Source organism: Pseudomonas sp. IPO3778 (assembly GCF_013386825.1).
Taxonomy (GTDB): domain Bacteria; phylum Pseudomonadota; class Gammaproteobacteria; order Pseudomonadales; family Pseudomonadaceae; genus Aquipseudomonas.
The window spans coordinates 177536-199107 of the sequence record NZ_JACARC010000027.1 but is presented as its reverse complement, the minus strand read 5'-3'; the positions used below and the strand labels follow the sequence as shown (position 1 = coordinate 199107).

At 61.0% G+C, this 21572-nt stretch carries 23 protein-coding genes; 8 read left to right on the top strand and 15 right to left on the bottom strand.

What is annotated here, in order from left to right:
- Positions 1-3 precede the first annotated feature (3 nt).
- From HX855_RS12195 to HX855_RS12185, 4 genes are all read right to left on the bottom strand, one after another.
- Positions 4-324, bottom strand: coding sequence for a hypothetical protein (locus HX855_RS12195; RefSeq protein ID WP_177085533.1), 321 nt, complete (start codon positions 322-324; stop codon positions 4-6).
- A 69-nt stretch (positions 325-393) separates the two neighbouring features.
- Positions 394-570 carry a general stress protein gene (locus HX855_RS33270; RefSeq protein ID WP_256348026.1) on the bottom strand — a complete coding sequence of 59 codons (177 nt, stop codon included), beginning with the start codon at positions 568-570 and terminating at the stop codon, positions 394-396.
- 104 nt (positions 571-674) lie between these two features.
- A complete protein-coding gene (locus HX855_RS12190; RefSeq protein ID WP_177041641.1) occupies positions 675-1151 on the bottom strand; it encodes a hemerythrin domain-containing protein in 477 nt (158 codons plus the stop codon).
- Between the two features lie 190 nt (positions 1152-1341).
- Positions 1342-1899: an ATP-dependent Clp protease proteolytic subunit gene (locus tag HX855_RS12185; RefSeq protein ID WP_177085531.1), complete on the bottom strand. Its 558-nt coding sequence runs from the start codon at positions 1897-1899 to the stop codon at positions 1342-1344.
- A 156-nt stretch (positions 1900-2055) separates the two neighbouring features.
- Between HX855_RS12185 and HX855_RS12180 the strand changes: the two genes are divergently transcribed.
- A complete protein-coding gene (locus HX855_RS12180; protein WP_010171737.1) occupies positions 2056-2277 on the top strand; it encodes a PLD nuclease N-terminal domain-containing protein in 222 nt (73 codons plus the stop codon).
- Between the two features lie 54 nt (positions 2278-2331).
- Here the strand turns inward: HX855_RS12180 and HX855_RS12175 are convergent, their stop codons facing one another.
- On the bottom strand, positions 2332-2892 hold the full coding sequence (locus HX855_RS12175) for a type 1 glutamine amidotransferase domain-containing protein (protein ID WP_177085529.1): 561 nt from the start codon (positions 2890-2892) through the stop codon (positions 2332-2334).
- Between the two features lie 202 nt (positions 2893-3094).
- On the opposite strand from HX855_RS12175, the gene HX855_RS12170 reads away from it, so the two are divergent.
- A complete protein-coding gene (locus HX855_RS12170; RefSeq protein ID WP_177085527.1) occupies positions 3095-3319 on the top strand; it encodes a hypothetical protein in 225 nt (74 codons plus the stop codon).
- 120 nt (positions 3320-3439) lie between these two features.
- Here the strand turns inward: HX855_RS12170 and HX855_RS12165 are convergent, their stop codons facing one another.
- From HX855_RS12165 to HX855_RS12155, 3 genes are all read right to left on the bottom strand, one after another.
- Positions 3440-4495, bottom strand: coding sequence for a D-isomer specific 2-hydroxyacid dehydrogenase family protein (locus tag HX855_RS12165; protein ID WP_177085525.1), 1056 nt, complete (start codon positions 4493-4495; stop codon positions 3440-3442).
- Positions 4496-4534: 39 nt separating this feature from the next.
- Positions 4535-5323: a DeoR/GlpR family DNA-binding transcription regulator gene (locus tag HX855_RS12160; protein WP_177085523.1), complete on the bottom strand. Its 789-nt coding sequence runs from the start codon at positions 5321-5323 to the stop codon at positions 4535-4537.
- 347 nt (positions 5324-5670) lie between these two features.
- Entirely contained in the window at positions 5671-6612 is a 942-nt protein-coding gene (locus tag HX855_RS12155) for an alpha/beta hydrolase (RefSeq protein WP_177085521.1), read from the bottom strand.
- Between the two features lie 252 nt (positions 6613-6864).
- On the opposite strand from HX855_RS12155, the gene nudK reads away from it, so the two are divergent.
- Together nudK and HX855_RS12145 are read left to right on the top strand one after the other, a co-directional pair.
- The gene (nudK, locus tag HX855_RS12150; protein ID WP_177085519.1) at positions 6865-7452 is read left to right on the top strand and encodes a GDP-mannose pyrophosphatase NudK; all 588 of its coding nucleotides are present in this window, start codon (positions 6865-6867) and stop codon (positions 7450-7452) included.
- The gene (locus HX855_RS12145; protein WP_177085517.1) at positions 7452-8654 is read left to right on the top strand and encodes an alpha/beta fold hydrolase; all 1203 of its coding nucleotides are present in this window, start codon (positions 7452-7454) and stop codon (positions 8652-8654) included. Before nudK ends, HX855_RS12145 begins: the two co-directional genes overlap by 1 nt.
- Before the next feature lie 164 nt (positions 8655-8818).
- Here the strand turns inward: HX855_RS12145 and HX855_RS12140 are convergent, their stop codons facing one another.
- Positions 8819-9259, bottom strand: coding sequence for a hotdog fold domain-containing protein (locus tag HX855_RS12140; RefSeq protein ID WP_177085515.1), 441 nt, complete (start codon positions 9257-9259; stop codon positions 8819-8821).
- Positions 9260-9402: 143 nt separating this feature from the next.
- On the opposite strand from HX855_RS12140, the gene HX855_RS12135 reads away from it, so the two are divergent.
- Complete coding sequence (locus HX855_RS12135) at positions 9403-10020, top strand: TetR/AcrR family transcriptional regulator (RefSeq protein WP_177085513.1); 618 nt, start codon at positions 9403-9405, stop codon at positions 10018-10020.
- Here HX855_RS12135 and solA read toward each other — a convergent pair.
- Complete coding sequence (solA, locus tag HX855_RS12130) at positions 10017-11189, bottom strand: N-methyl-L-tryptophan oxidase (protein ID WP_177085511.1); 1173 nt, start codon at positions 11187-11189, stop codon at positions 10017-10019. The genes HX855_RS12135 and solA overlap by 4 nt on opposite strands.
- Before the next feature lie 35 nt (positions 11190-11224).
- Positions 11225-11674, bottom strand: coding sequence for an Rrf2 family transcriptional regulator (locus HX855_RS12125; RefSeq protein WP_177085509.1), 450 nt, complete (start codon positions 11672-11674; stop codon positions 11225-11227).
- Positions 11675-11818: 144 nt separating this feature from the next.
- Here HX855_RS12125 and HX855_RS12120 point away from each other — a divergent pair, with 144 nt between their 5' ends.
- Positions 11819-12706: an NAD(P)/FAD-dependent oxidoreductase gene (locus HX855_RS12120; protein ID WP_177085507.1), complete on the top strand. Its 888-nt coding sequence runs from the start codon at positions 11819-11821 to the stop codon at positions 12704-12706.
- A 2-nt stretch (positions 12707-12708) separates the two neighbouring features.
- Here the strand turns inward: HX855_RS12120 and gudD are convergent, their stop codons facing one another.
- A complete protein-coding gene (gudD, locus tag HX855_RS12115) occupies positions 12709-14058 on the bottom strand; it encodes a glucarate dehydratase (protein WP_177085505.1) in 1350 nt (449 codons plus the stop codon).
- A gap of 10 nt (positions 14059-14068) precedes the next feature.
- Entirely contained in the window at positions 14069-15418 is a 1350-nt protein-coding gene (locus tag HX855_RS12110; protein WP_177085503.1) for an MFS transporter, read from the bottom strand.
- A 289-nt stretch (positions 15419-15707) separates the two neighbouring features.
- Between HX855_RS12110 and HX855_RS12105 the strand changes: the two genes are divergently transcribed.
- Entirely contained in the window at positions 15708-16418 is a 711-nt protein-coding gene (locus HX855_RS12105; protein ID WP_177085501.1) for a FadR/GntR family transcriptional regulator, read from the top strand.
- Positions 16419-16520: 102 nt separating this feature from the next.
- Entirely contained in the window at positions 16521-17108 is a 588-nt protein-coding gene (locus tag HX855_RS12100) for a LysE family translocator (RefSeq protein ID WP_177085499.1), read from the top strand.
- A 1-nt stretch (position 17109) separates the two neighbouring features.
- On the opposite strand, the gene HX855_RS12095 is transcribed toward HX855_RS12100, so the two are convergent.
- Together HX855_RS12095 and HX855_RS12090 are read right to left on the bottom strand one after the other, a co-directional pair.
- A complete protein-coding gene (locus HX855_RS12095) occupies positions 17110-17934 on the bottom strand; it encodes an AraC family transcriptional regulator (RefSeq protein WP_177085497.1) in 825 nt (274 codons plus the stop codon).
- A gap of 85 nt (positions 17935-18019) precedes the next feature.
- The gene (locus tag HX855_RS12090; protein ID WP_177085495.1) at positions 18020-21445 is read right to left on the bottom strand and encodes a hypothetical protein; all 3426 of its coding nucleotides are present in this window, start codon (positions 21443-21445) and stop codon (positions 18020-18022) included.
- Positions 21446-21572: the final 127 nt, after the last annotated feature.

Genomic DNA, 21572 nt, shown 5'->3' with positions numbered 1-21572 from the left:
TTATCAGCTTCCCGATTTGGGAGCGGCTTTCTTGCCTGTCTTGCTAGTGGGGGGCCGGGTCGAGGCGCTTTTCTGGCGCGGGCTCTTCGCGTCTTTTGACGGCGCCGGGGCCTTGGTTTCAGCACCTTTGCTGCCGCTGCTATCGGCCCCGGACGGGCTGCTGGGATAGGTGCCCGGAGGTAGCGCCGAGCCCGGGGCGCTGTTGCCGCTCAAGGCGGGTGCCTCGGGGGCGGTGTTGGCGCCGAAGGCAGCGTACGCCGGGGCATACAGTACGAACGTCAGGCTGGCGGCAAGTACGATCCTTTGGGAAATGCTGGTCTTCATGACTCAATCCCTCTTGTTGGCGGTATGGACCGACGCCCGGAACATCTCCAGGCTTCGGCAACGCCTCAATCAAGACTTCCTGGAACCAGGGGCGTGGCTTTGGGCCCCGCCTTTTTTACCGGCTTCAGAAGCCTTTGCGCGGTCATTGGCGACGTTGCCGCCGGAACCCTGGCCGCCGCTTTTACGAGGAGTATCTTGCTGGTCCTTGTGACCAGCCCCTGGGGTGGTTTTTCCACTATTAGCCATTTTTAAATCCCTCAGTGATGAGCGAATCAATGGTGTTGCCTAATTGGGAATCCGCCAGCCAAATCAAAGTTTGAAAAAATTTGCCTGCAAGCGACGAATGGGCATCAAGCGGCCATTGGCTTGGCGCCGAGGGCCTTCTTGTGCGCCGCTTTCATCGCTTCCATCTCTGCGCCAAGCTCCTCCAGCAACGCCTTGCCCAGCAGCTTTTTCGCCTGCGGGAACATCTCGCTTTCTTCTTCCTCGATATGGTGCTCCAACAGCTCCTTGACCACTTTGACGCGCCCGGAAAACTCGGTGGTGGACGGGGAGGTCTGTTTCAAGTCCGGCAATACCAGCGAGTCGACAGTACGATGTTCCTCCTTGGCTTCGTGGTACATGATTTCCTGGTCCTTGCCCCCAGCCTTGCGGAACGCCGGGTAGAGAATTTCTTCCTCAAGCCGGGTGTGAAGGCTGATTTCCATCTCCAGTTTGGCCAGCAGCTCCGTACGCTTCTTGACGCCGCGCTCAGTCGACTCACTCAGTTGGCTCAAGATAGCTTTGACGCGTTCGTGGTCGGCCTTGAGAAGATCAATGGCATTCATGGGTGACACCTCACGGGTAGCGGAAGGGCGGGTCGAAATGCCTGCCTGTCCAGAGCTCTACAGCACGAGTTGTGCCAAATTGAACTAAATGTTTATTTTTATATAAAACAATGAGTTATTGATCGTTAAAGCGAGATTTTGTCGTGCAGCTTGCACGGTCGAGGGGCGACGTGCATGCATTAAACAATGCCTATCCACCGCTGACTTTCCAGTGCTTGACGTCTTGCGCGAACACAATCTGCTCAACCTCATGGGCAATCCCGTAGGCCAGTGACTCGTGGGCGGCAATCACTTTTTCTTCGGCTGACAGGCACTTGAAAATATCCAGGTGCGTCTCTGCCGTGGCGGTTTCCAGTTCGTAGATTTTCACGTAGCGCGCCAGGTCGTTGTCCAGGCTCGACAGGTATTCGCGCAGGCGCTGGTGGTCGACGGAGTTCTGGCTGAAGTACCAGTTCATCGGATGGATCAAAAAGCGTGAGTGGGGCGTCGTGATCCGGCGATTGGCGGCCAGGAACATGATGATGCCCATGGACTCGATATTGCCCGCATTGATCGCACATAGCGGTACCGGCAGCGACTTGAGGAAGGTGTAGAGGGTAAAGCCGAAACTGGTGCTGCCGCCGGTGGTGGAAAGATTCAACAGTAACGAGGTGGCGCCTTGCTCGATGGCTTCGAGGCAACAGTCACGAAAGCGCTCGGTGGTGCCCTGATCGATCTGGCAGTGAAAGTGGATGATGTGCTCGGTCATCCTGGGCCTCCGTGGGGCAAGAGGTGACTTTCCCTTGATTCTAGAAGGTTACGGCAGGCCTGCCGCAACCGTTGGGCGAGAGCCATCCGCTGCAATTTTAATGAACCCTCAGGCGTGTTGATTGACCTAACCCATACGACCTCAGGAGGATGAATCATGCAAATCGAATATGTCTGGATTGGCTTGGCAGTGATTCTGGTACTGCTGGAGCTGTGGGCGATCAACAGCGTGCTGCGCAGTGGCAGTGGCTGGGAAACCAAGGGTTTATGGCTGGTGGTGCTGATCTTCATGCCGCTGTTGGGACTGATACTATGGGCGCTGTTTGGACCGAAGGGCGTCAACCGTGCAACCCATGCCACCGGGCATGGCAAAGGCTGATACAGAATTGGAAAAAAACAGGCGCCCGAGGGCGCCTGTTTGCATGGGCTGGCGTTAAGCCGCCAGTGCTTTGGCAATGGCCTGGTTGAACGCCGGCAAGTCATCCGGTGTACGTGAAGTGATGAGTGTCCAGCCGTTGGCAGGGCATTCCTTCACCTCAGTGTCCACCCAGTTTTCTGCCCCGGCATTGACCAGGTCGGTGCGCACGCTTTTATAGGACGTGAGGGTTTTGCCGCCGATCACCCCGGCATCGATCAGGGCCCACGGGCCGTGGCAGATGGCGGCGACGGTTTTCCCTGCCTTGACGAAATCGTTGATCAGCCGCAAGGCGTCGGCGTCCTGGCGCAGGGTGTCGGCGTTGACGGTGCCGCCGGGGATGACCAGTGCATCGAAGTCACTGCCGTTCAGTTCTGAGAGCTTGGCATCGGACTCCACGGTCCGGTCTTTCTCCGTGTCCTTGAGAAAGGTCTGGGTGCTACCACCTTTGCTGGAGCCGTGGGTCACCGTTGCACCGAAACCACGCAAGGCTTCCAGCGGCTTGAGCAGCTCGTCGCGCTCGATGCCGGTGTTGGAGGTGATGATCAGAATCTTCTTGCCGTGCAGTTGCGAACTCATGGTCGACTATCTCCTGAGTAGGGTGTGCGAGTGCTGCTACCGGTCTGTTGAGCGGATGCCTGGGCAAAAGGTTTAAATTAATTTGCGCTTATTTTCTGTGACCCTGCCCGGGACAATTTCCTTGAACTATCGAAAAACCAAGGGCTCTGCTGCATAACGGCTCCGTGGTGGAGCGTTATGTTTTCAACAGGAGGAACACCCCATGGGTACCGAAAAAAGCGCCGATAAAACGCCCGATGCCATCAGCTCCGAACAGGCCCAGAAAGGTCGCCAGGTGGATGAGCAGGACAGTCCCCTGCAGCGCCCCAACCCCAAGACTGAAACCGTCGATAAGGTGATCACGCCGACGTCTATCAAGGACACGCAGCGGCAAACCGATCAGATCAACGAACAGGCCGCAAAAGCCGAGCGCAAACTGGGCCAGTGAGGGACGGAGGCAGTCATAGGCCGATCCATCAGCGCCAGTGCGTTTTGCGGGCATCGGGCCGAAGACCGTGGAGATTTTCATGAGGGATGCAGCGTCGGTGCTCTTCTGATGCCGATGCGCTTAACCCTCAAGCATTGCCTGGCGAAAGGCATGAATGTGGTCAACGATTTGCATTGAGGCCTCGCTGATTGCGGTGCGTGTGTTACCGGCGATATGCGGGGTCAGGATCGCGTTGGCAACGCCAGTCAAAGGCGATTCGAACGGGTCCTTTTCCCGGGCGAAGGTATCGATGGCGACCCCCTTGATATGGCCGGGGAAGCGCTGCATGAACGTCGCCAACTGGCCCTCGTCGACGATGCCGCCACGGGCAGTGTTGATCAGGATCGACCCGGGTTTCATCCGCGTGAAGGCGGCTGTGTCGAACAAACCTTTGGTCTGCGCCGTGAGTGGCGTGTGAATGGACACCACGTCCGCCTCCTCCAGCAACTCGTCGAGTGAGGCGCGCCATTGCAGGCCCAGGTTCGCAGCGGCCTGTTGGGTGAATCGCTCGGAGCCGGTGGCGATCACGTTCATGCCCAGGGCGCGTGCCTTATGGGCAAGCGACTGGGCGATTCTGCCGGTGCCCACCAGCCCCAGGGTCAACTCGGCAATTTGTGGCGCGGGTGCGAGCAGGCCTTTTGACCACTGGCCTTGATGGGTCTTGGCGTTGTAGCGATTCAGGTCACGAGACAGGAACAGCGTTTGTGCCAATGCATATTCAGCCACTGCGGTCGCGTTGGAGCCTGGGGTATTGAGCACGGCCACGCCACGTTCGGCGGCGGCTTTCAAGTCGATATGGTTAAGCCCGGCACCCGCCTGGGCGATCGCCTGTAACGGGCTGCCTAGATCCGGCGACGCGGCGGCGTTGATCAGCGCAGCCCCCAGCGGAATGTTCAAACGGGTCTTGAGCACGCTGTAGCCGCCGGCCTCTACCACGGCACCGATCAGTGAAGACGTGTCGTGGCAATTGATATCCACGAACTGAATGCGCCCGGCGTAGTGCGTTTGGATACTGTCCTGGTCGGCGAAGTAGTGCAGGTTGAGGGTGATTTCCAGCCCGTATGCCAGGCATCGCTCGATTTCGTCATGCAGCAAGGGCGGGTTGGGTGCATCCAGAATCAGGACGGGAAACGCCATGGGTCTATTCCTCTGCAAAGCTATCGGGCCGAGCCTGTCTCACGCATCCACTTGCATCACTTCCAGCCCCAGGCATTCATAAGCCTCGACACTGCCCGGCGGCACGTGCCACTCGGTAATCAGCGTGTGAATACGGCTGCACGGCGCTACCACGAATGGCTCTACGGCACCCAGCTTGTCGGCCAGGGTGACAGCCACCACGTGGGAAGCGCTGTCGAGCATCGCCTGTTTCACCGCAACTTCTTCGAAGTGCAACGAGCTGATGCCCACCTGTGGGTGGAGTGCGCACACGCCTGTGAACAGCAGGTCTGCCTTGATGCCTTGAACCAGCCGCAGCGCCTCGTGCCCGCTGGCGGCCATGGTGACCGGGTTGAGCTGGCCACCGGCAAGGATCACCGTCACATTGGGGTGTTCGGACAGTGCAATGGCGATCATCGGTGAGTGGGTAACCGCGGTCAGCCTGATGCCGTGCGGCAAGGACTGGGCGATTTGCAGGGTGGTGGTGCCGGAATCGAACAGCACGATCTGGCCGTCTTCCACGCGATCGGCAGCGAGTTGCGCCAGGTGGCGTTTCGTCGCCGTGGTTTCGCCAAAACGGGTGAAGAAGTCTTTGCCGGTGTCCTTGGGTCTCGGCAACGCGCCGCCATGCACCCGTTGCAGAAGGCCGGCGGAGGCGAGCTCGCCAAGGTCGCGGCGGATGGTGTCCTGGGAAACGGCGAAATGCTCCACCAGGTCCGAGGCGGTGACTTTGCCATCGCGCTCCAGCAGCAACAGGATTTTCTGTTTGCGCAAAGAGGGCAGGTCGATGGCGGCGTGGGTGTTATGCATGTTTTTGCTCGTTAGTGCGTGTTTGTGCAAGATTAATCAGGCGCAGGATTAAACGCAATGGGTGCCGCGTTTGTACGAGCTGAGGGTGCTCCGTGATGCCGGGGTGACGCGGGAGATTTTGCTGTGTGGGACCGTTACGGCAGGACGTTCCTCAGCAAAAAAATCGTAAAAAAGTAAAAAGAGTTGTCCACGAAAACCGTGGGTATCTCTGTGGATAACTTCCCTTGAGCCCGGCGGGTATGGCGATTTAACCCGCGGTTAATATTTGATCAGTGGCTGTTTATAGCCAGTATGGGCAGGCTTTTCGCCTTGACAGGCACCGGCGAAACCGGTGCCGGAATACAAAACTACGAGTTGTTTGGGTGCAGGGTAGAGGGCCCGGCGATCTGTGCGGGCCGCTTCGTTTGCATCAGGCTGTCGAGTGCCTGGCGATAGCGGCTGCCGCCCAGTCGCATGCTGTCGTTATGACTGGCTCCGGGCACCAGCAACAGGTGTTTGGGCTCTTGTGCGGCATCAAACAGTTGCTGGCTAAAGCGGGGTGGCACAAAGGCATCGGCGAGGCCGTGGACCACCAGCAGGGGCATATGGATATCGGCGATCTTGTCGATGGAGTCGAACTTCTGCGACAGCAGCCAACGCACCGGCAGTGAAGTGTTGGCCACCGCCGTGGCCACATCCGCCAATGAGGTGAATGTGGACTCGATCACCAACCCGCGCACCGGCGGCGGCATATGGTTATCCGCGGCCTGCTTGCCCAGCTCTGCCGCAAGATCGATGGCCACCGCGCCGCCCAGTGAGTGCCCGTAGATCAGGCGTTTGGCGGGGTCGGGTTGCAGCATCTGGAAGCGTTCCCAGGCAATGCGCGCGTCTTCGTACACGCTGGTTTCGGAAGGCAAGTCGCCCTGGCTCTGGCCGAAGCCGCGATAGTCGATGGCCAGTACCGAGAACCCCAGGGCCCGCAGTTGCTCAATGCGAAACAGCTGGCCGGTGAGGTTCCAGCGTACGCCGTGCAAATAGAGGATCGCTGGCGCGTCCTTCTGCGCAGCCGGCCACCACCAGCCATGAATGTTTTGCCCGGACTTGAAACTTGCGGGTTTCAGGTCGAACTCCTGCACGTCCCGGGGCAATCCGCTGTACCAGCTGGCAGTACCCGGTTCCACACGAAACAGCAGCTCGCGCTCTTTGTGCTGCAGCACGGCGCAACCCACGGGCAGGCCGATGATCACGGCAGCCATGCACAGCAGGGGAAACCAGCGCAGGCCGAGACGGGACATAAAACGTGAAAGCATGAAGGTTCCAGGACAGGGGCAAAGCACGGGTTTTAACAGATGCCCTGGCCGTGCAGGAAATATTTAGACAGTCGTCACCGGGTATTGCTTGCAAAGTGTTACGGCGGGTCAAGACGCCCCATGCCGATTACGCAGCGGCTGCATGGGGCGCCATAAAGGAGCAGTGAGGTATCGACCCGCATCAATGCCCTGAACTTGACGATAGGCCGGGGTAGAGACATGCTCGGCGCCCTTCCGAAAAGAGGCCCTGCCATGGAAAACAGCCCGGTTCGCATCCACACCGAAGAATTGCTCTCGGATAACTGGTACGTGCTGAAAAAGTACACTTTCGACCTGCGCCGCCGCGACGGCAGTTGGCAGTCCCAGACCCGCGAGATCTATGACCGGGGCAATGGTGCGACCATCCTGCTGTACAACCGCGAGCGGCGCACGGTGTTGCTGATTCGCCAGTTCCGCATGCCCACCTTCGTCAATGGCTACCACGGCTACCTGATCGAATCCGCCGCCGGCCTGCTGGACAATGCCAGCCCCGAGGAACGCATTCGTCTCGAAGCGGAAGAAGAGACGGGCTACCGTGTGGGCCACGTGGAAAAAATCTACTCGGCCTTCATGAGCCCGGGCTCGGTGACCGAGCGCATCCACTTTTTCATCGGCGAATATCAGCCGGCCGACCGGGTCAGTGAGGGCGGCGGGCTGGAAGAGGAGGGCGAGGATATCGAGGTGCTGGAGCTGGGGTTTGAGGCCGCTTTGGCGATGGTACAAAGCGCCGAGATTGTCGACGGCAAGACCATCATGCTGTTGCAGTATCTTGAATTGCGGATGTTGAAAGAGGGCTGGTGATGTCGCGTCGGTTGTCGGTGGTGCTGGCAGTGTTTTTGGCCGGATGCGGTGGTGCGAGTGCTGCGCAAACGCAGGTCGGCGACGGTGGCGTTCCCGCGTTCTATACCTGGGCCGACAAGATGCCCGCGTCACCCGGGCAGATGCTGCGCAGCGAGCCGTTGACGGCCGCGCAAAGCCTGGCCGAGGCGGGGCAGAATGTCCGGATCCTGTACACGTCCACCGACGGTCTCGACTCCCGCAAACAGGTGGTGGTCTCCGGTGCGTTGTTCCTGCCCGAAGGCACACCGCCGCCGGGTGGATGGCCGCTGATGGCGTGGGCCCATGGCACCGTGGGCAGTGCCGACATCTGCGCGCCATCGTTCACCGCGCGCAGCCTGCGGGACACCCGCTATCTCAATTATTGGCTGGAGCAGGGGTACGCCATCGTCGCCACCGATTATCAAGGGCTCGGGACGCCCGGCCCGCACCCTTACGGGCTGACCAGCCCGCTGGCTTACGGTGTGCTCGACAGCATTCGTGCGGTGATGGCGGATGAGTTTGAACTCTCCAAAAACATCGTGGTGTTCGGCCAGTCCCAGGGCGGGCGCGCCGCGTTTGCCACAGCGGTCTACGCCAAAGACTACGCGCCGGAATTGAACATCGTCGGCGTAGTGGCAACCGGTACGCCTTACGCCGCCACCCATAAAACGGGTGACAGTGCCGAACTGGAAAAGGCCCGCAGCTCGGTGGTGCCGACCTTTGCCTATAACCTGCTGCGGCTGAGTACGGCCACCTTGTTTGATCCGTCGTTTGTCCCTGCCGACTACTTGAGCGAGCGCGCAATGCCAGCGTTTGAGATCAGTCAGCGCGATTGCTTGCATGCCATCGAGCAGCGGGTGGTGGCGGATAAACTTACCTTCAACGACAGCTTCAAGCGCTCGCCCAAAGCAGCCCTCGACAGGGTCTATCGCGAGTCGGCGTATCCAACGCTGAAGACCGATATTCCGGTGTTCGTCGGCACCGGCGGCCAGGACCGGGATGTGTTTGTGCCGGGGCAGAAGGCGTTGGTCAGGGACGCGTGCAAGGCAGGCGACCGGATCGAATGGCATTTCTATCCCGAGCTTGATCATTCGGCCACGGTAAATGGCTCGCTGGCGGACTCGACGCCGTTCGTGCGCAAGGCGTTTGCCGGTGAGGTGATTACCGGGAATTGTGGGGACTGAGGGTCGCAGGCGGTTGGGTCAAAACCAACAGCAGAGCCGCCTTATGTGGGAGCGGGCTTGCTCGCGAATAACCCGAGGGCGCCGTGTTTATTCAGGATGCCCGCGTTATCGTTAACCCCCTTCGCGAGCAAGCCCGCTCCCACATCAGGGCCGTGCAACCACCATCACCCCAGCTTGACGTCCATGGTAATCCGCGCGGTAAACACCCGTTTCCCCTCGGCATCCAGCATTTCCACCGGCACGATCTTGTCCCCCGGCGTGTGCCAGTCAATCCCCTCGCCATTGGCGGTGGCCGTCACACTGCTTTTGGCCTTGGCCAGGTACTCCACGGTCATCCCCTTGGGAATCCACCGCGCTCCCGGCGGTATGGACACGTCGGTCATGGTGCCCGCCGCCAACTCCGCAGCGTTGCACATGGCGATGGCATGCACGGTCCCCAAATGGTTGGTGATGCTCTTGCTGAAGGGCACCTCCACCGACGCCAAACCCGGGCGCAGTTGGGTGATCAGCGGGTTGATCGTGCTGAAGTAGGGCGCCATCTGGCACGCCAGTTTGCTGAACGCTTCGGGGCCGGCGCTGTTGAACATACTCAGGAACTGACTCATGAAAGTGCCTCGCTGGTGGTTCGGATTTACGGAATGTTGTTCCGTTACAGAATAATGTTCTGTAACGGAACAGTATTCTGTCCGTGGGAAATCTGTCAAGCTGCCCCGACGCATCCCTCTCACTGATTGAGTGCCTGTTCAGTATGCAAACCCCGGATCTGCTTCAGCGCTGCTTCCCCGGTCGAAGGGCCGAATTGAAGCGCGATATCTTCAAGACCGCGCTCGATCTGTTCAACGAGCAAGGCCTTGAAGCCACCACCATCGAGATGATTCGCGCACAGTGCGACACCAGCGTTGGCGCCATCTACCACCACTTCGGCAACAAGGAAGGCTTGGTCGCCGCGCTGTTTTTTACCGCACTGGAGGATCAGGCCGAGTTGCGTGGGCGCTATCTTGAGTCGGCGAAAACCGCGAAGGAGGGCGTGTACGCGCTGGTCCACAGCTACGTGGATTGGGTAGACAGCGAACCGCAATGGGCACGCTTTCAATACCACGCGCGTTTTGCCGTGACCAAGGGGCCGTTTGCCGCAGAACTGGACAGCCGCAACCAGTCGCGCAATGCCGTGCTGAAGGACTGGATGGCGCTGCCCGGGCGTGGCGACCAGCTCAGTCAGGTACCCGCTGAACTGTTGACGTCACTGATCATCGGCCAGGCCGACAGCTACTGCCGTGCCTGGTTGGCCGGGCGCGTGACCAGCAGCCCGAGGGTTTACCGCGAGGCCCTGGCCGAGGCAGCCTGGCGTTCGGTGGGCGGCCATTAGGTAAACCGGCGCAGCGAGAACGCCGACAAGTCGAGGGCGCTTTTACCCTCGACGTGCTGCTGCGCCAACGCTTCGCCGATCGCGGCCGAGTGCTTGAAACCGTGCCCGGAGCAGGCACTGACCACCGTCACGTTTTCCAGGTGGGGATGCTGGTCGATGATGAAGCCGTGGTCCGGCGTCAGGGTGTACGTGCACACGGCGGTTTTCAGTACTTGGGCGGTCACACCGGCAACCTTGCCCGCGAGATGGGTGCTGAACATGGCTTCACACTCGGCCGGGCTGACTTGACGATTCACGGCGTCGGGCGTGGTCGCGACGGCGCGTTGCTCGCAGGCGACCTTCATGCTGTGTTCCCCGGCAATCGGCGGGAAGCCGTAGCAGTTGTCGTCCTCGCCCGAGCCATGGGCAAGGATGAAGGTGGGTGAGCCTGCGGGGAAAACCGACGGCTGCGCCAGCTTGAACCAGTACAGGTTCTGGCGGCAGACCGTCAGCAGTGTATCGAAGGGTGCACCGAGCAACTGGGCACTCCACATACCGGCGCAGACGATCACCTTGCGCGCACGCACGCTGGCCACATTGGTGTTGATGGTCACTTCGCCGTTGGCCGATTGCAGCTGGCTGACCACCGCGCCCGTCAGCGTCTCGGCCCCCAGTTGGCGGGCGCGGGTCAGTTGGGCGTCAATGCAGCGTTCCGGCTTGACGTAGCCGCCGCCCGGTTCGAAATAGCCCACGGCGTTATCTTCAACACCGGCAAATTGCGGGAAGCGCCCGCGGATCTGTTCGGCGTTCAGCACCTCATGGGGGATGCCATAGGCCTTGCCCAGCGCGAGGGTCTGGCGGGTGAAGTCGGCAACGCCGTGCTGCGGCGCAGCGGGCTCGCCACTGCTCATGACCAGCACACCGCATTGCTCGAACAGGCTCACGCCGAGTTCGGCTTCCAGCTCGCGCCAGATCTGTTGCGAGCGGATCACCAGCGGGACGTAGGCCGCCCCTTCGCCGACGGCCTGGCGGGTGATGCGCGTGTCGCCGTGGCTGGAACCCTGGTCATGGGGTGGCGCAAAGCGGTCGATGCCGATGGCGCGAACACCGCGCCGGGCCAGTTGATAGAGCGTGGCAGCGCCCATGGCGCCGAGTCCGATCACGGCTACGTCGTAGTGCTGCGCTGGCATGTTCTGGCTCCATCAGAAGGGGGGAGCCGAACGTATCACGCACAGGGCGCCGGCGTCATCGCCACCTGATAGCGCAGGTCGAAGTCATCCGCCAACTGCGCCAGCGTCACCTCGCCCAGGCGCTGCAGCAACAACGCCTGGGCGTCATCAAAGGCCTGGTTCAGCGCGGCGTTGACGGCTTGTTCCACCAGGCATTGCGGGTGATCGGTGGACAGGCCGACGGCAAAGATCGACGACGTGCCAAGGGCGTTGTGGATGTCCAGCAAGGTGATTTCATCCAAGGGTTTGCCGAGCATCCAGCCGCCCTGATGGCCTTTTTCGGAACGCACATAGCCCTTTTCCTTGAGCAGGCCCAGGGTGCGGCGCACCACCACCGCGTTGGTGCCGAGCATCTGCGCGATGGTTTCCGAGGTGGCGCGTTCCTCGTGGCGGCCCATGTGGATCAGCACATGGAGCATGCGCGAAAGCCGGGTGTCGTTTCTCATATGCAAGCCTCAGGAATTCCTGCGCGAAAGTATCGTTCGTAACGATTGGAGTTGCGAGATGCTTGACGAAGTATTTTTATGTAACTTATGGTGTGTCGTGAATGCCCGGCAACCGATGCAAGGGCCACCAGAGAGGTCATCTTCATGGTTTACGACGTGATTATCGTGGGCGGCAGCTACGCGGGAATGTCGGCTGGCCTGCAACTGGCGCGGGCCCGGCGCCAGGTGCTGGTGATTGACGCCGGGCAGCGGCGCAACCGTTTTGCGGCCACCTCCCACGGCTTCCTCAGCCAGGACGGCCAGCCGCCGGAGATGATCGCGGCTGAAGGGCGAGGGCAGTTGATGGAGTACCCGACGGTTACCTGGGTGCAGGACACGGCGGTAGAGGCGACTCAGGGCCTGCAGGGTTTTGTGGTGCAAACCCGGTGCAATGGCAGCTTTAACGCTCAGCGGCTGATTCTGGCCTCCGGAGTGGTGGATGAGTTGCCCGAGGTTGAAGGCCTGCAAGAGCGCTGGGGCAAGTCCGTATTCCACTGCCCGTATTGCCACGGCTATGAGCTGGATCAAGGTCGCATCGGCGTGTTGGCGACTTCACCGCTGGCGATGCATCACGCCATGCTGCTGCCGGACTGGGGCACCACCACGCTGTTCACCAACGGCGTATTTATGCCGGATGCCGAGCAGCAGGCACAACTGGATCGGCGCGGCGTTCGCGTCGAAAACCACGCGGTGCGGCGGATTGTCGGTGAGTGCGCGGACGTGGAATTGGCAGACGGTCGGGTGATCGCACTGGACGGCATTTTCACGATGTCCCGCACGCGCATGGCCAGCCCGTTGGCTGAGCAATTGGGGTGTGAGTTTGTCGAAGGACCTACCGGGCCTTATCTCCTCACCAACGAAACTCGCCAGACCACCGTGCCCGGCGTGTTCGCCTGCGGTGATGCCAACCTGGCCGGGGGCTCGGTGGCGCTGGCGGTAGGCGAGGGCGTGCGCGCCGGGGTGGGCGCGCACTTCTCAATGATCTTCAGCTGAGATCAGCGCACCAGGCACGGCCGCTTGTTATCGAACGTCCAGCCCGGAATCATGAACTGCATCGCCACGCTGTCATTGCGCGCGCCCAGGCCCATGCCTTTGTACAGCTCATGGGCGTGGGCCACGGCGTCCATGTCGATGTCCACACCCAGGCCTGGTTTGCCCGGGACCTTGATATGACCGTCGACAATCTTCAGCGGCGCCTTGGTCAGGCGTTGGCCGTCCTGCCAGATCCAGTGGGTATCGATGGCGGTGATTTCACCCGGTGCGGCGGCGGCCACCTGGGTGAACATCGCCAGGGAAATGTCGAAGTGATTGTTGGAATGAGAGCCCCAGGTCAGGCCCCATTCGTGGCACATCTGCGCCACCCGCACCGAACCCTGCATGGTCCAGAAGTGCGGGTCGGCGAGGGGGATATCCACGGACTGCAACTGGATCGCGTGGCCCATTTCTCGCCAGTCGGTGGCGATCATGTTGGTGGCGGTGGGCAGCCCGGTGGCACGGCGGAATTCGGCCATGACTTCGCGCCCGGAGTAGCCGTTTTCGGCACCGCAGGGGTCTTCGGCGTAGGCCAGTACGTGATGCTGGTCGCGGCACAGGGCGATGGCTTCTTTCAGAGACCAGGCGCCGTTGGGGTCCAGGGTGATGCGTGCGTCGGGGAAGCGTTCGGCCAGCGCAGTGACCGCCTCGATTTCTTCAGCGCCGCGCAGTACACCGCCCTTGAGCTTGAAGTCATTGAACCCGTATTGCGCCTTGGCAGCCTCGGCAAGACGCACGATGGCTTCGGGCGTCATGGCCTGTTCATGCCGCAGGCGGAACCAATCCTCGGCGTGCGCTTCACTGCGATAGGCCAGGTCGGTCTGCTGGCGATCACCGATGTAGAACAGATAGCCGAGCATCTTCACCGCATCGCGCTGCTGGCCTTCGCCGAGGAGGGCAGCTACCGGGACTTCAAGGAACTGGCCGAGCAAATCCAGGAGGGCCGCTTCCATCGCGGTGACGGCGTGGATGGTGATGCGCAGGTCAAACGTCTGCAAACCCCGACCGGCCGAATCCCGCGCGGCGAAGGTCTGGCGCATGGCATTGAGGATGCTCTGGTACTGGCCGATAGGCTTGCCGATCACCAGGCTGCGCGCGTCTTCCAGAGTCTCGCGAATGCACTCGCCACCGGGCACTTCACCGACCCCGGTACGGCCGGCGCTGTCGGTGAGGATCACGATATTGCGGGTGAAAAACGGCCCGTGGGCGCCGCTGAGGTTGAGCAGCATGCTGTCGTGGCCGGCCACCGGGATGACTTGCAGGCCGGTGACGACCGGGGCGCCTTGGGCGTGGTGCTGGTGTTCTGTGTTCATGGTGTATTCCTTATTTGCTCAAGACGGGTGCGGGTTGCAGCACGCTGCTGGTGTTTGGCGCGGGCAGGGTCCTGGCAAAAAACACCAGGATCGCGGCAAGGATCGACGTGCCTGCCAGGCCATACAAACCGCCCTGGATCGAACCGGTGGTTTGTTCCAGAAAACCAAAGGTGGTAGGCGCGACAAACCCGCCGAGGTTGCCGATGGAGTTGATCAGCGCGATCACGGCGGCGGCGATCCGTGCATCCAGGTAACCCTGGGGGATTGGCCAGAACAGTGAGGACGCCGACTTGAAGCCAATCGCCGCAAAGCAGATGGCGATAAAGGCAAAGATCGGCCCGCCGGTGGTGGAAAGGAACATGCCGACTGCGGCAATCAACAACGCGGCGGCGACCCACGCCTGCTGGAACTTGAACTTGCCCGCCAGCGCGGCGAAGGCGTACATCGCAATGATCGAGATCAGCCACGGGATCGAGTTGTAGAAACCCACCTGGATGTCACTCAGGTCGCCCATCTTCTTGATGATGCTCGGCAGCCAGAACGTGGCGGCGTAGATCGTCAGCTGGATGCAAAAGTACAGGCCGCAGAACAGCATGATCTGGCGGTCCTTGAGCAACTTGCCCAGGGTCGGCTTGACCGTGGTGGCGGCATCACGCTCGCGCTGTTCGCGGTCGATCTCGCCCACCAGGGCGTCCTTCTCTTCAAGGCTCAGCCACTTGGCGTCATGGGGTTTTGAGTCCAGCCAGAACCACACAAAAAAGCACAGCAGCACCGAGGCCATGCCTTCGATGATGTACATCCATTGCCAGCCATGCAGGCCAAAACCGGTGATTTGCAGCAGCACGCCGGACAACGGGCCGGAGATCAGCGAGGCGAGGGCCGAGCCACTGAGGAAAATCGCAATCGCCTTGCCGCGCTCGACACCGGGCAACCAGCGGGTGAAGTAGTAGATCACCCCAGGGAAGAACCCGGCTTCGGCCACTCCCAGCAGGAAGCGCAGGATGTAGAAGTGGGTTTCGTTCTGGATAAACGCCATCAGCGTGGCGGTGATGCCCCAGGTGAACATGATGCGGGTCAGCCAGATACGCGCGCCGACTTTTTGCAGGAGCATGTTGGACGGCACTTCGAACAGCGCGTAGCCGATGAAAAACAACCCGGCGCCGAAGCCGTACGCGGCCGCACCAATGCCCAGGTCGTGCTCCATATGGGTACGCACAAAGCCGATGTTGACGCGGTCGATGTAGTTGACGATGAACATGATCACGAAGAGCGGGAGCACATGGCTCTTCACTTTCTTGATCGCGCGGGCCAGGACCGGGTCGGTGGCAGGCGCAGCTGTCGCAGGGCTTGAAGGGGTCACGAGGTAAAACTCCCACTGATTATTGTTGTGCGGGGGATAGGCTCGGGTTGCCGGAGTTGTCTGACAACTTGATAGACATCATACAACTGCAATTTCACAGATAGCAACACTTTGTAGGAGCGAGCTCGCTCGCGAAAAACGTCAACGATTACGCGGTTATGTTGAAGAATTACGGTGCAGTCGGTTTTTTCGCGAGCAAGCTCGCTCCTACAGGTATTCGCTTGTTGTCATACAAGTTGGTGTGCATAAAAATGCTAGTATCGCCAGGCGCCCCTGAATGGAATTCCAGATGCAAAACCCAACCTCGGCACCTCATCGCAAGCGCTCCCCAGGCCTTGCCCACGACATCGTCACCGCGCTGACCCAGCAGATTCTTTTGGGGCAGATGGCGCCGGGTGAGAAGCTGCCGTCCGAGTCCGCCATCGTCGGCGAGTACGGCGTCAGTCGCACCGTGGTACGCGAAGCGCTCTCCAAATTGCAGGCGGCCGGGTTGGTGGAAACCCGCCACGGTGTCGGCACCTTCGTGCTGGAGCGCGACGAACGCCAGGGCCTGCACCTGACCCACGACACCGCCGCCAGCGTGCGCGGCATCCTGGAGTTGCGCCTGGGCCTGGAAACCCAGGCAGCCGCCCTGGCGGCCTTGCGCCGTACCGATGAACAATTGCAGCAGATGCGACAGGCGCTGGATGACTACCAGGATTCCTTGGCCAACAACGACAGCGCGGTGGAGCCCGACGTGCGTTTCCATCGCCTGATCGCCCAGGCCACCGGCAATACCTATTTCACCGACGTGATCTATCACCTGGGCAACTCGGTGATTCCGCGCACCCGGATCAACGCCGAAGAGCGCGGGGACGTGGACTTGATGGAGTTGGGGCGTGTGGCGAACCTCGAGCACGAAGCGATCCTGAAAGCCATCCGCCGCCAGGACCCGGATGCGGCGAGGGCGGCCATGCTGCTGCACTTGAGCAACAGCCTGGAGCGCATGACAGGGGAGTAGCCAGACCCAAAACACGTTCTGGCCAGGGGCATTTTCTTCAATACCTGGGTCACTCTTCCCCTTAAGGTTCAGCTCATACCTGCACAACAAAAAGGAACTGCAATGAGCTTGATCATTTCCATGGCTGCCTTCGCCCTGGCCACGTCCATCACGCCGGGACCGGTGAATGTGGTGGCCATCAGTTCCGGGGCGCGCTTCGGGTTTGCCGCCAGCCAGAAGCATGTGGCCGGGGCCGCACTGGGGTTCACCTTGCTGCTGGTGCTGATCGGGTTGGGACTGCACGAGGTGCTGGTGCGCTGGCCGCTGCTGACCCAGTTGATTCAATGGGGCGGGGTGGCGTTTCTGTTGTATATGGCCTGGAAACTGGCGGTGGACGACGGGCGCCTGGAGGCTGACGGCACGGCCACGGCGCCGTCGATGCTCTATGGGGCGATCATGCAGTGGCTTAACCCCAAGGCCTGGCTGGCGTGCGTGGCGGGCATGGGGTTGTTCGTGGCCGATGGCGATCCGCAGCAGGTCTGGCTGTTTGCGGCGATTTACCTGGTGATCTGCTACCTGTCGGTGGCGTGCTGGGTTTACGCCGGGACCTTCCTGCGGCGCTACCTGAGCAACCCTCAGGGCGTGCGCCTGTTCAATCGCTCGATGGCTGCGTTGCTGGTGGCCAGCGTGGGGTATTTGCTGCTGGCCTGAGTCAGCCGCGGTATTGCCCGGGCGTGGCGGCCAGGTGCTGTTTGAACGTGCGCTGGAAGTGCGCCTGGTCGGCAAACCCGGCGGCCAGTGCCACGTCGGCAATCAGCTCGCCATTGCGCAACTGGGTACGGGCAAACTGGACGCGCCGGTTGACCAGGAAGGCATGGGGCGTCATGCCGTAATACTGCTTGAATGCCCGGATCAGGTACGACGGCGACAGTTCGGCGGCCAGGCAAATGTCCTCCAGCTTCAAGGCCTCGGTGCAGTGTTCACGAATGTACTCGGCGGCCCGTTCCAGCTTGTGATTCACCTCGCGCACCCGTGTTGTGGGCGGGTTGAGCCGTTGCTGCACCTCGGTGAAAAAACTCACCACCGCGCTTTGCTTGTGCAGGTGCTCGGCCTGCGCGTCCACCAATACCTCATACAGCTCGATCAAGCTGCTATACAGCACGACGTCGCGGGTATGCGTGGCCGTAAACGGGCGAAAACCCAGCTCGGTACTGAAGCCCAACTGGTGCTGCAGGTCCGTCAGCCAGGCCGTGTCGATGTACAGCATGTGGTACGACCAGGGCTGATCGTACAGGGGGTTGCAGGCGTGGACATCGCCAGGGTTCATCAGCACCACGGTGCCGGCGCTGATCTGGAAGGTGGACGCGCCATGAATATACAAACTGCGCCCCGCCGTGATCGCCCCGATGGAGAAATGCTCGTGGGAGTGGCGGGTGTAGCAGACCTTGCGCCCGTCGGCGATGGTGCGCGCCTCGATAAACGGCAGGTGTTCGTCGCGCCAGAAAGCGGGGGCAGTACGTTGCGGGTTCAGTGCCATGATCGACCGTTTACAGAAGCATGCGCGGGGCACGACGTGGACGATGATTGCACAGAATGTGCGCCAGGGCTGCCCCCGCACGTGATCATTTGATGTGTTGCGGCACCAACCGGGAGAGAAACTCCGACCATGGGTCACGGCCACTGATGGCCGTGGCCAGGGACGCCACCCGCTTCGCCGACAGGCTCAGCTCGGCGCTACCCTGCATCAGTTGCTTGGCAACAAGGGTCGATGCAATCTCCAGGCTTCTGGCCGACGTGAAGGTGCAGGGCACCTGCGGGTTGTCGCCATACACCCTGGGGAGGCGTGCAAAACTTTCGGCAACCAGTCCGGCTCGGCGGGCCACAGTCGGTGTCAGTCCAATGTTGTAGGCCTCCCAATCGAACCCCGGGCCGGTGCCGGCCTGCAGCGCCTCCAGCGTCAGATCGTTGCGAGGAATGATCAGCATGGGCTTGGGGAAAAACTCATAGAAGCGCACATCTCCCAGGTAGTGACAGCACACCAGAGTGCCAAACCGGCCGACTGTTTCCGGAGTATCGCTGCCGACCACAGCCGGGAGGGGGGGCGGATAAAGCCGGAAGAATTCCAGGCGGCCATATTCCAGTGCTTCTCGGCTGGGTTGGGTCAGTTGCGAAAGCCAATACCGGGTCGCCAGGACATGGGCGCCATGCAAGGCTGCGACCCGGGTGTCGAACATGGTGCCAAACACCGTCGGCAGGTCGGCCAGTTGGGAAAAACCCTGTGCCAGTGCTGCCCAGGTGATGGCTGGATTGCTTGAATGCCAATTTTCCGAGGTCCTATCCAGCCGACCGGCCATGTGCAGTTCGACCAGTGAAAAGGCTCTGCCGATCACGATGCGGTCCGTCGAGGACGGTTGTGGCGTGCGGTCATCGGGTGTCCACATCCAGATGAGGTCTTCGAGGTGCTGGCTGTTGGGGTACACCTTGCGCAAGTCCTGCAGAGCCGCCTCCCGCAGGCTGATTTCAGGTGCGCTGATGATGTCGGCTGTGCTGTGCAACAGGCCGATTTGCTCATTTAGTGCCGCAATTGCACGGTTTGTCTCGCCGGAGCTGCGGGCCTTTTCGCTCTTGGGCAAAACACCGTTGGCCACCGCCCAGTCGACAATCGGGACATTGCCCCGGCGCACGCGCCTGGCCGGGGGAATGAGGTAAATCAGGCTGATGAAATCATTGAAGGTCATGGCCCGCGAAGCGCCTGGTGTGTCCTGCTCCAGCACGTCGACGTATTGTTTGAAATGCACCCAGGTGTGCGAACTCATGTAAGGCATCTGCTCGGGAATGCCCCGCACCAGGAACTCTGGTGCCACCCCGGCCAGCAGCAGGTGCGTGGCCAGCGGCACGAGATTCGACCGGTTGACCTTTATCTGCACCATCGCCTCCACCACGCGTCGAACCTCGCTGAAGCTCAACCCCCAGTTGTATTGATCCGTCAGGTCGTAGGTCAGGACGTGGGCGCGCTTTATCCCGGCCTGCGGGTCGACACTCAGGATCAATGCGGCAAGTACCAGCGCGCTGCGACTGGCTCGGGTGTTGGCCGCGCTGGCGTGCTCGCCGTACCAGGCCACGTTGTGTGACAGGGTGGTCGCGAGTAGCTGCGCGCGGGGCGATGCCAGCAACTGGCCCAGCAACAGGTCGGCTTCGGCGCGCACGGTGTCTTTGGTTTTTTCGCCGACGATGCCCTCGCCCAGGTAATCAAACAGCGTGACGTACGGGTTCGGCAGGAAGGTCGCGAGCGCCTGGAGGATTTGTCGTCGCTGGCTTGGCTGAAGCGGCATGACTTGCAGGGCAGTCCAGTAGTTGCCGTGGGTAGGGGCCTTGAGAGCGGGAATGGCCAGCAGGCGAGCGGTAACGCGCACGTTGTCGATGCTGTCCGGAATCAGGACTTTGTACAGGTTGAGCATCTGTCGCAGGCTGACTCGTCCGTCGCTGCTGACCTCACCGCCGGACTGTCTGGCCAACCCAATCAGCAAACCGCGCTGGCTGCCGGTTGTGATCTGCTTGAGCCGGACTGCCAGGGTCGTGGGCTTGCCCTCGGCGCCATACGCAATGATTCGCCCGCTGGCGGTCACCACGACGCGGTGCCCGGTGTCGACGCGGTGTTCGGTTCGTGCCTCCTGAAACGCCGGGTCTTGAAGTATGTCCAGCAACTGCCGGGTACCTTTGTTCACCAGTTCACAGAAGGGGGAATCAGGGTCCAGGTTCAGGGGTATATCAAAGGCCCTGTCGTTCAACGGGCCGGGGAGCGTAGAGTGGAGGCCCTGTTGCAGGGTGTAGCGGTCGTTAAGTACCGCTACGTATTTTTGATGTTTGCCTGCGGCAACGACCGAGTACGCCACTTCGTTGACATAGGGAAAGGAGGGGTGTGGTCGCTGGCGCAATTGATCGACCAGGGCCCTGACTTCAAGGAGCGTTATGGGGCGTGGATACCCGTAGGCGCTCATCAGCGCCGCGAGGCTGAGGGAGGCATCCAGCACGATGTCCATCTGCAACAACGTAGAAAGGCGATTCAGCTCGTCCCACTGCCGGTTCAGCGCGGAATCCGTGGAGCGGTCGATGGGCACCGTCATCACTTTGTGGCCGAGCTCGCCTGAAACGATGGCGTGGTCCGCCAGGGAATAGACATAAGACCGGGGAAACGTCGGGTCGATAGGGTTGAGGCTGAGAAACTCGGCCTCTTGCGTCACCGCCGTCAACAGTTGTGCGGCGCTCTTGAGGGTAATCGAGAGCATTGAACCGGTGTCCAGCACCAGGCGTCGGCTGTATACCTGCAACCAGTCGAACGCTTCAGCCGGTTCGGCCAGCCAGTTTTCCAGCGTCGTCAGCAATGTTTGATGGTCCTGGTATTCCCCGGCCAGTTTATCGCGCAGGGTGGACTTGATCCGGCCGCTGTCATCAATGCTCGGTAACGTCTCCAGGGCGATGATTTCGTCCAGGATCACCTGGGCCTGGAAGTGATTGCCGGGCACGGGGTAGCCATAAAAAGGCAGTACCAGGGCCAGCGGCAGTTCGCGGTGATGATGGTCGGTGAGCTCCGGCAAATAGGGTAAACCGACGTTGCCGGTGTCGATCACGCTGGCGGCATCAATGAGCGGCGCGCTGACTTCCCACCAACCTGAGTCGTTGCTCAGTACGAAGGTCTTCAAGGTTGAGGCGCCGTTGGTGTTTGCATTGGCTTGCAGTGTGCCGTGGCGCAGCGTCAGGCTGCTCAGTTGCAGATGTTCGCTGGCGGCCCAGTTGACGAACGCGGGGCGATGGAGCGCCTTGCAGTAAATCGCTGACCATTGTCCCAGCATCGTGTAATCCGGAACCTGAATCCTGGGGGCTTCGGCGGACGCCGCAGCGCGTTGTTCGACAAGTGTCGACAACCCGGCGATCAACTCGGCGAGCAATACCTCGTCGTCTTTCAGGCGCAAGGCTTCGCGCCGGATCAGATTGAGGGCTGAAGGGGATATGCTTTTGAGCATATGGGAAAGGAAAGGCTGGTCATCCATGGCAGTCGTGCTCGGTGTGAGGCCGCCCGAGAGTCTTCGCGCGGCCAGAACCTGCATCGTCCCGCGCCCCTGGGGGGCGACAAAAGAGGTACCTTCCTGATGCCGTGTAGTTTCAATCAACCGCCGT

Coding starts and splice junctions, on each gene's coding strand:
- HX855_RS12100 (WP_177085499.1), top strand. CDS start 16,521: ATGAGCTTGATCATTTCCATGGCTGCCTTCGCCCTGGCCACGTCCATC.
- HX855_RS12140 (WP_177085515.1), bottom strand. CDS start 9,259: ATGAGTCAGTTCCTGAGTATGTTCAACAGCGCCGGCCCCGAAGCGTTC.
- HX855_RS12190 (WP_177041641.1), bottom strand. CDS start 1,151: ATGAATGCCATTGATCTTCTCAAGGCCGACCACGAACGCGTCAAAGCT.
- HX855_RS12155 (WP_177085521.1), bottom strand. CDS start 6,612: ATGCTTTCACGTTTTATGTCCCGTCTCGGCCTGCGCTGGTTTCCCCTG.
- HX855_RS12165 (WP_177085525.1), bottom strand. CDS start 4,495: ATGGCGTTTCCCGTCCTGATTCTGGATGCACCCAACCCGCCCTTGCTG.
- HX855_RS12145 (WP_177085517.1), top strand. CDS start 7,452: ATGTCGCGTCGGTTGTCGGTGGTGCTGGCAGTGTTTTTGGCCGGATGC.
- HX855_RS12135 (WP_177085513.1), top strand. CDS start 9,403: ATGCAAACCCCGGATCTGCTTCAGCGCTGCTTCCCCGGTCGAAGGGCC.
- HX855_RS33270 (WP_256348026.1), bottom strand. CDS start 570: ATGGCTAATAGTGGAAAAACCACCCCAGGGGCTGGTCACAAGGACCAG.
- HX855_RS12185 (WP_177085531.1), bottom strand. CDS start 1,899: ATGACCGAGCACATCATCCACTTTCACTGCCAGATCGATCAGGGCACC.
- HX855_RS12105 (WP_177085501.1), top strand. CDS start 15,708: ATGCAAAACCCAACCTCGGCACCTCATCGCAAGCGCTCCCCAGGCCTT.
- gudD (WP_177085505.1), bottom strand. CDS start 14,058: ATGAACACAGAACACCAGCACCACGCCCAAGGCGCCCCGGTCGTCACC.
- HX855_RS12090 (WP_177085495.1), bottom strand. CDS start 21,445: ATGGATGACCAGCCTTTCCTTTCCCATATGCTCAAAAGCATATCCCCT.
- HX855_RS12120 (WP_177085507.1), top strand. CDS start 11,819: ATGGTTTACGACGTGATTATCGTGGGCGGCAGCTACGCGGGAATGTCG.
- HX855_RS12175 (WP_177085529.1), bottom strand. CDS start 2,892: ATGAGTTCGCAACTGCACGGCAAGAAGATTCTGATCATCACCTCCAAC.
- HX855_RS12160 (WP_177085523.1), bottom strand. CDS start 5,323: ATGCATAACACCCACGCCGCCATCGACCTGCCCTCTTTGCGCAAACAG.
- HX855_RS12125 (WP_177085509.1), bottom strand. CDS start 11,674: ATGAGAAACGACACCCGGCTTTCGCGCATGCTCCATGTGCTGATCCAC.
- HX855_RS12195 (WP_177085533.1), bottom strand. CDS start 324: ATGAAGACCAGCATTTCCCAAAGGATCGTACTTGCCGCCAGCCTGACG.
- HX855_RS12180 (WP_010171737.1), top strand. CDS start 2,056: ATGCAAATCGAATATGTCTGGATTGGCTTGGCAGTGATTCTGGTACTG.
- HX855_RS12170 (WP_177085527.1), top strand. CDS start 3,095: ATGGGTACCGAAAAAAGCGCCGATAAAACGCCCGATGCCATCAGCTCC.
- HX855_RS12095 (WP_177085497.1), bottom strand. CDS start 17,934: ATGGCACTGAACCCGCAACGTACTGCCCCCGCTTTCTGGCGCGACGAA.
- nudK (WP_177085519.1), top strand. CDS start 6,865: ATGGAAAACAGCCCGGTTCGCATCCACACCGAAGAATTGCTCTCGGAT.
- solA (WP_177085511.1), bottom strand. CDS start 11,189: ATGCCAGCGCAGCACTACGACGTAGCCGTGATCGGACTCGGCGCCATG.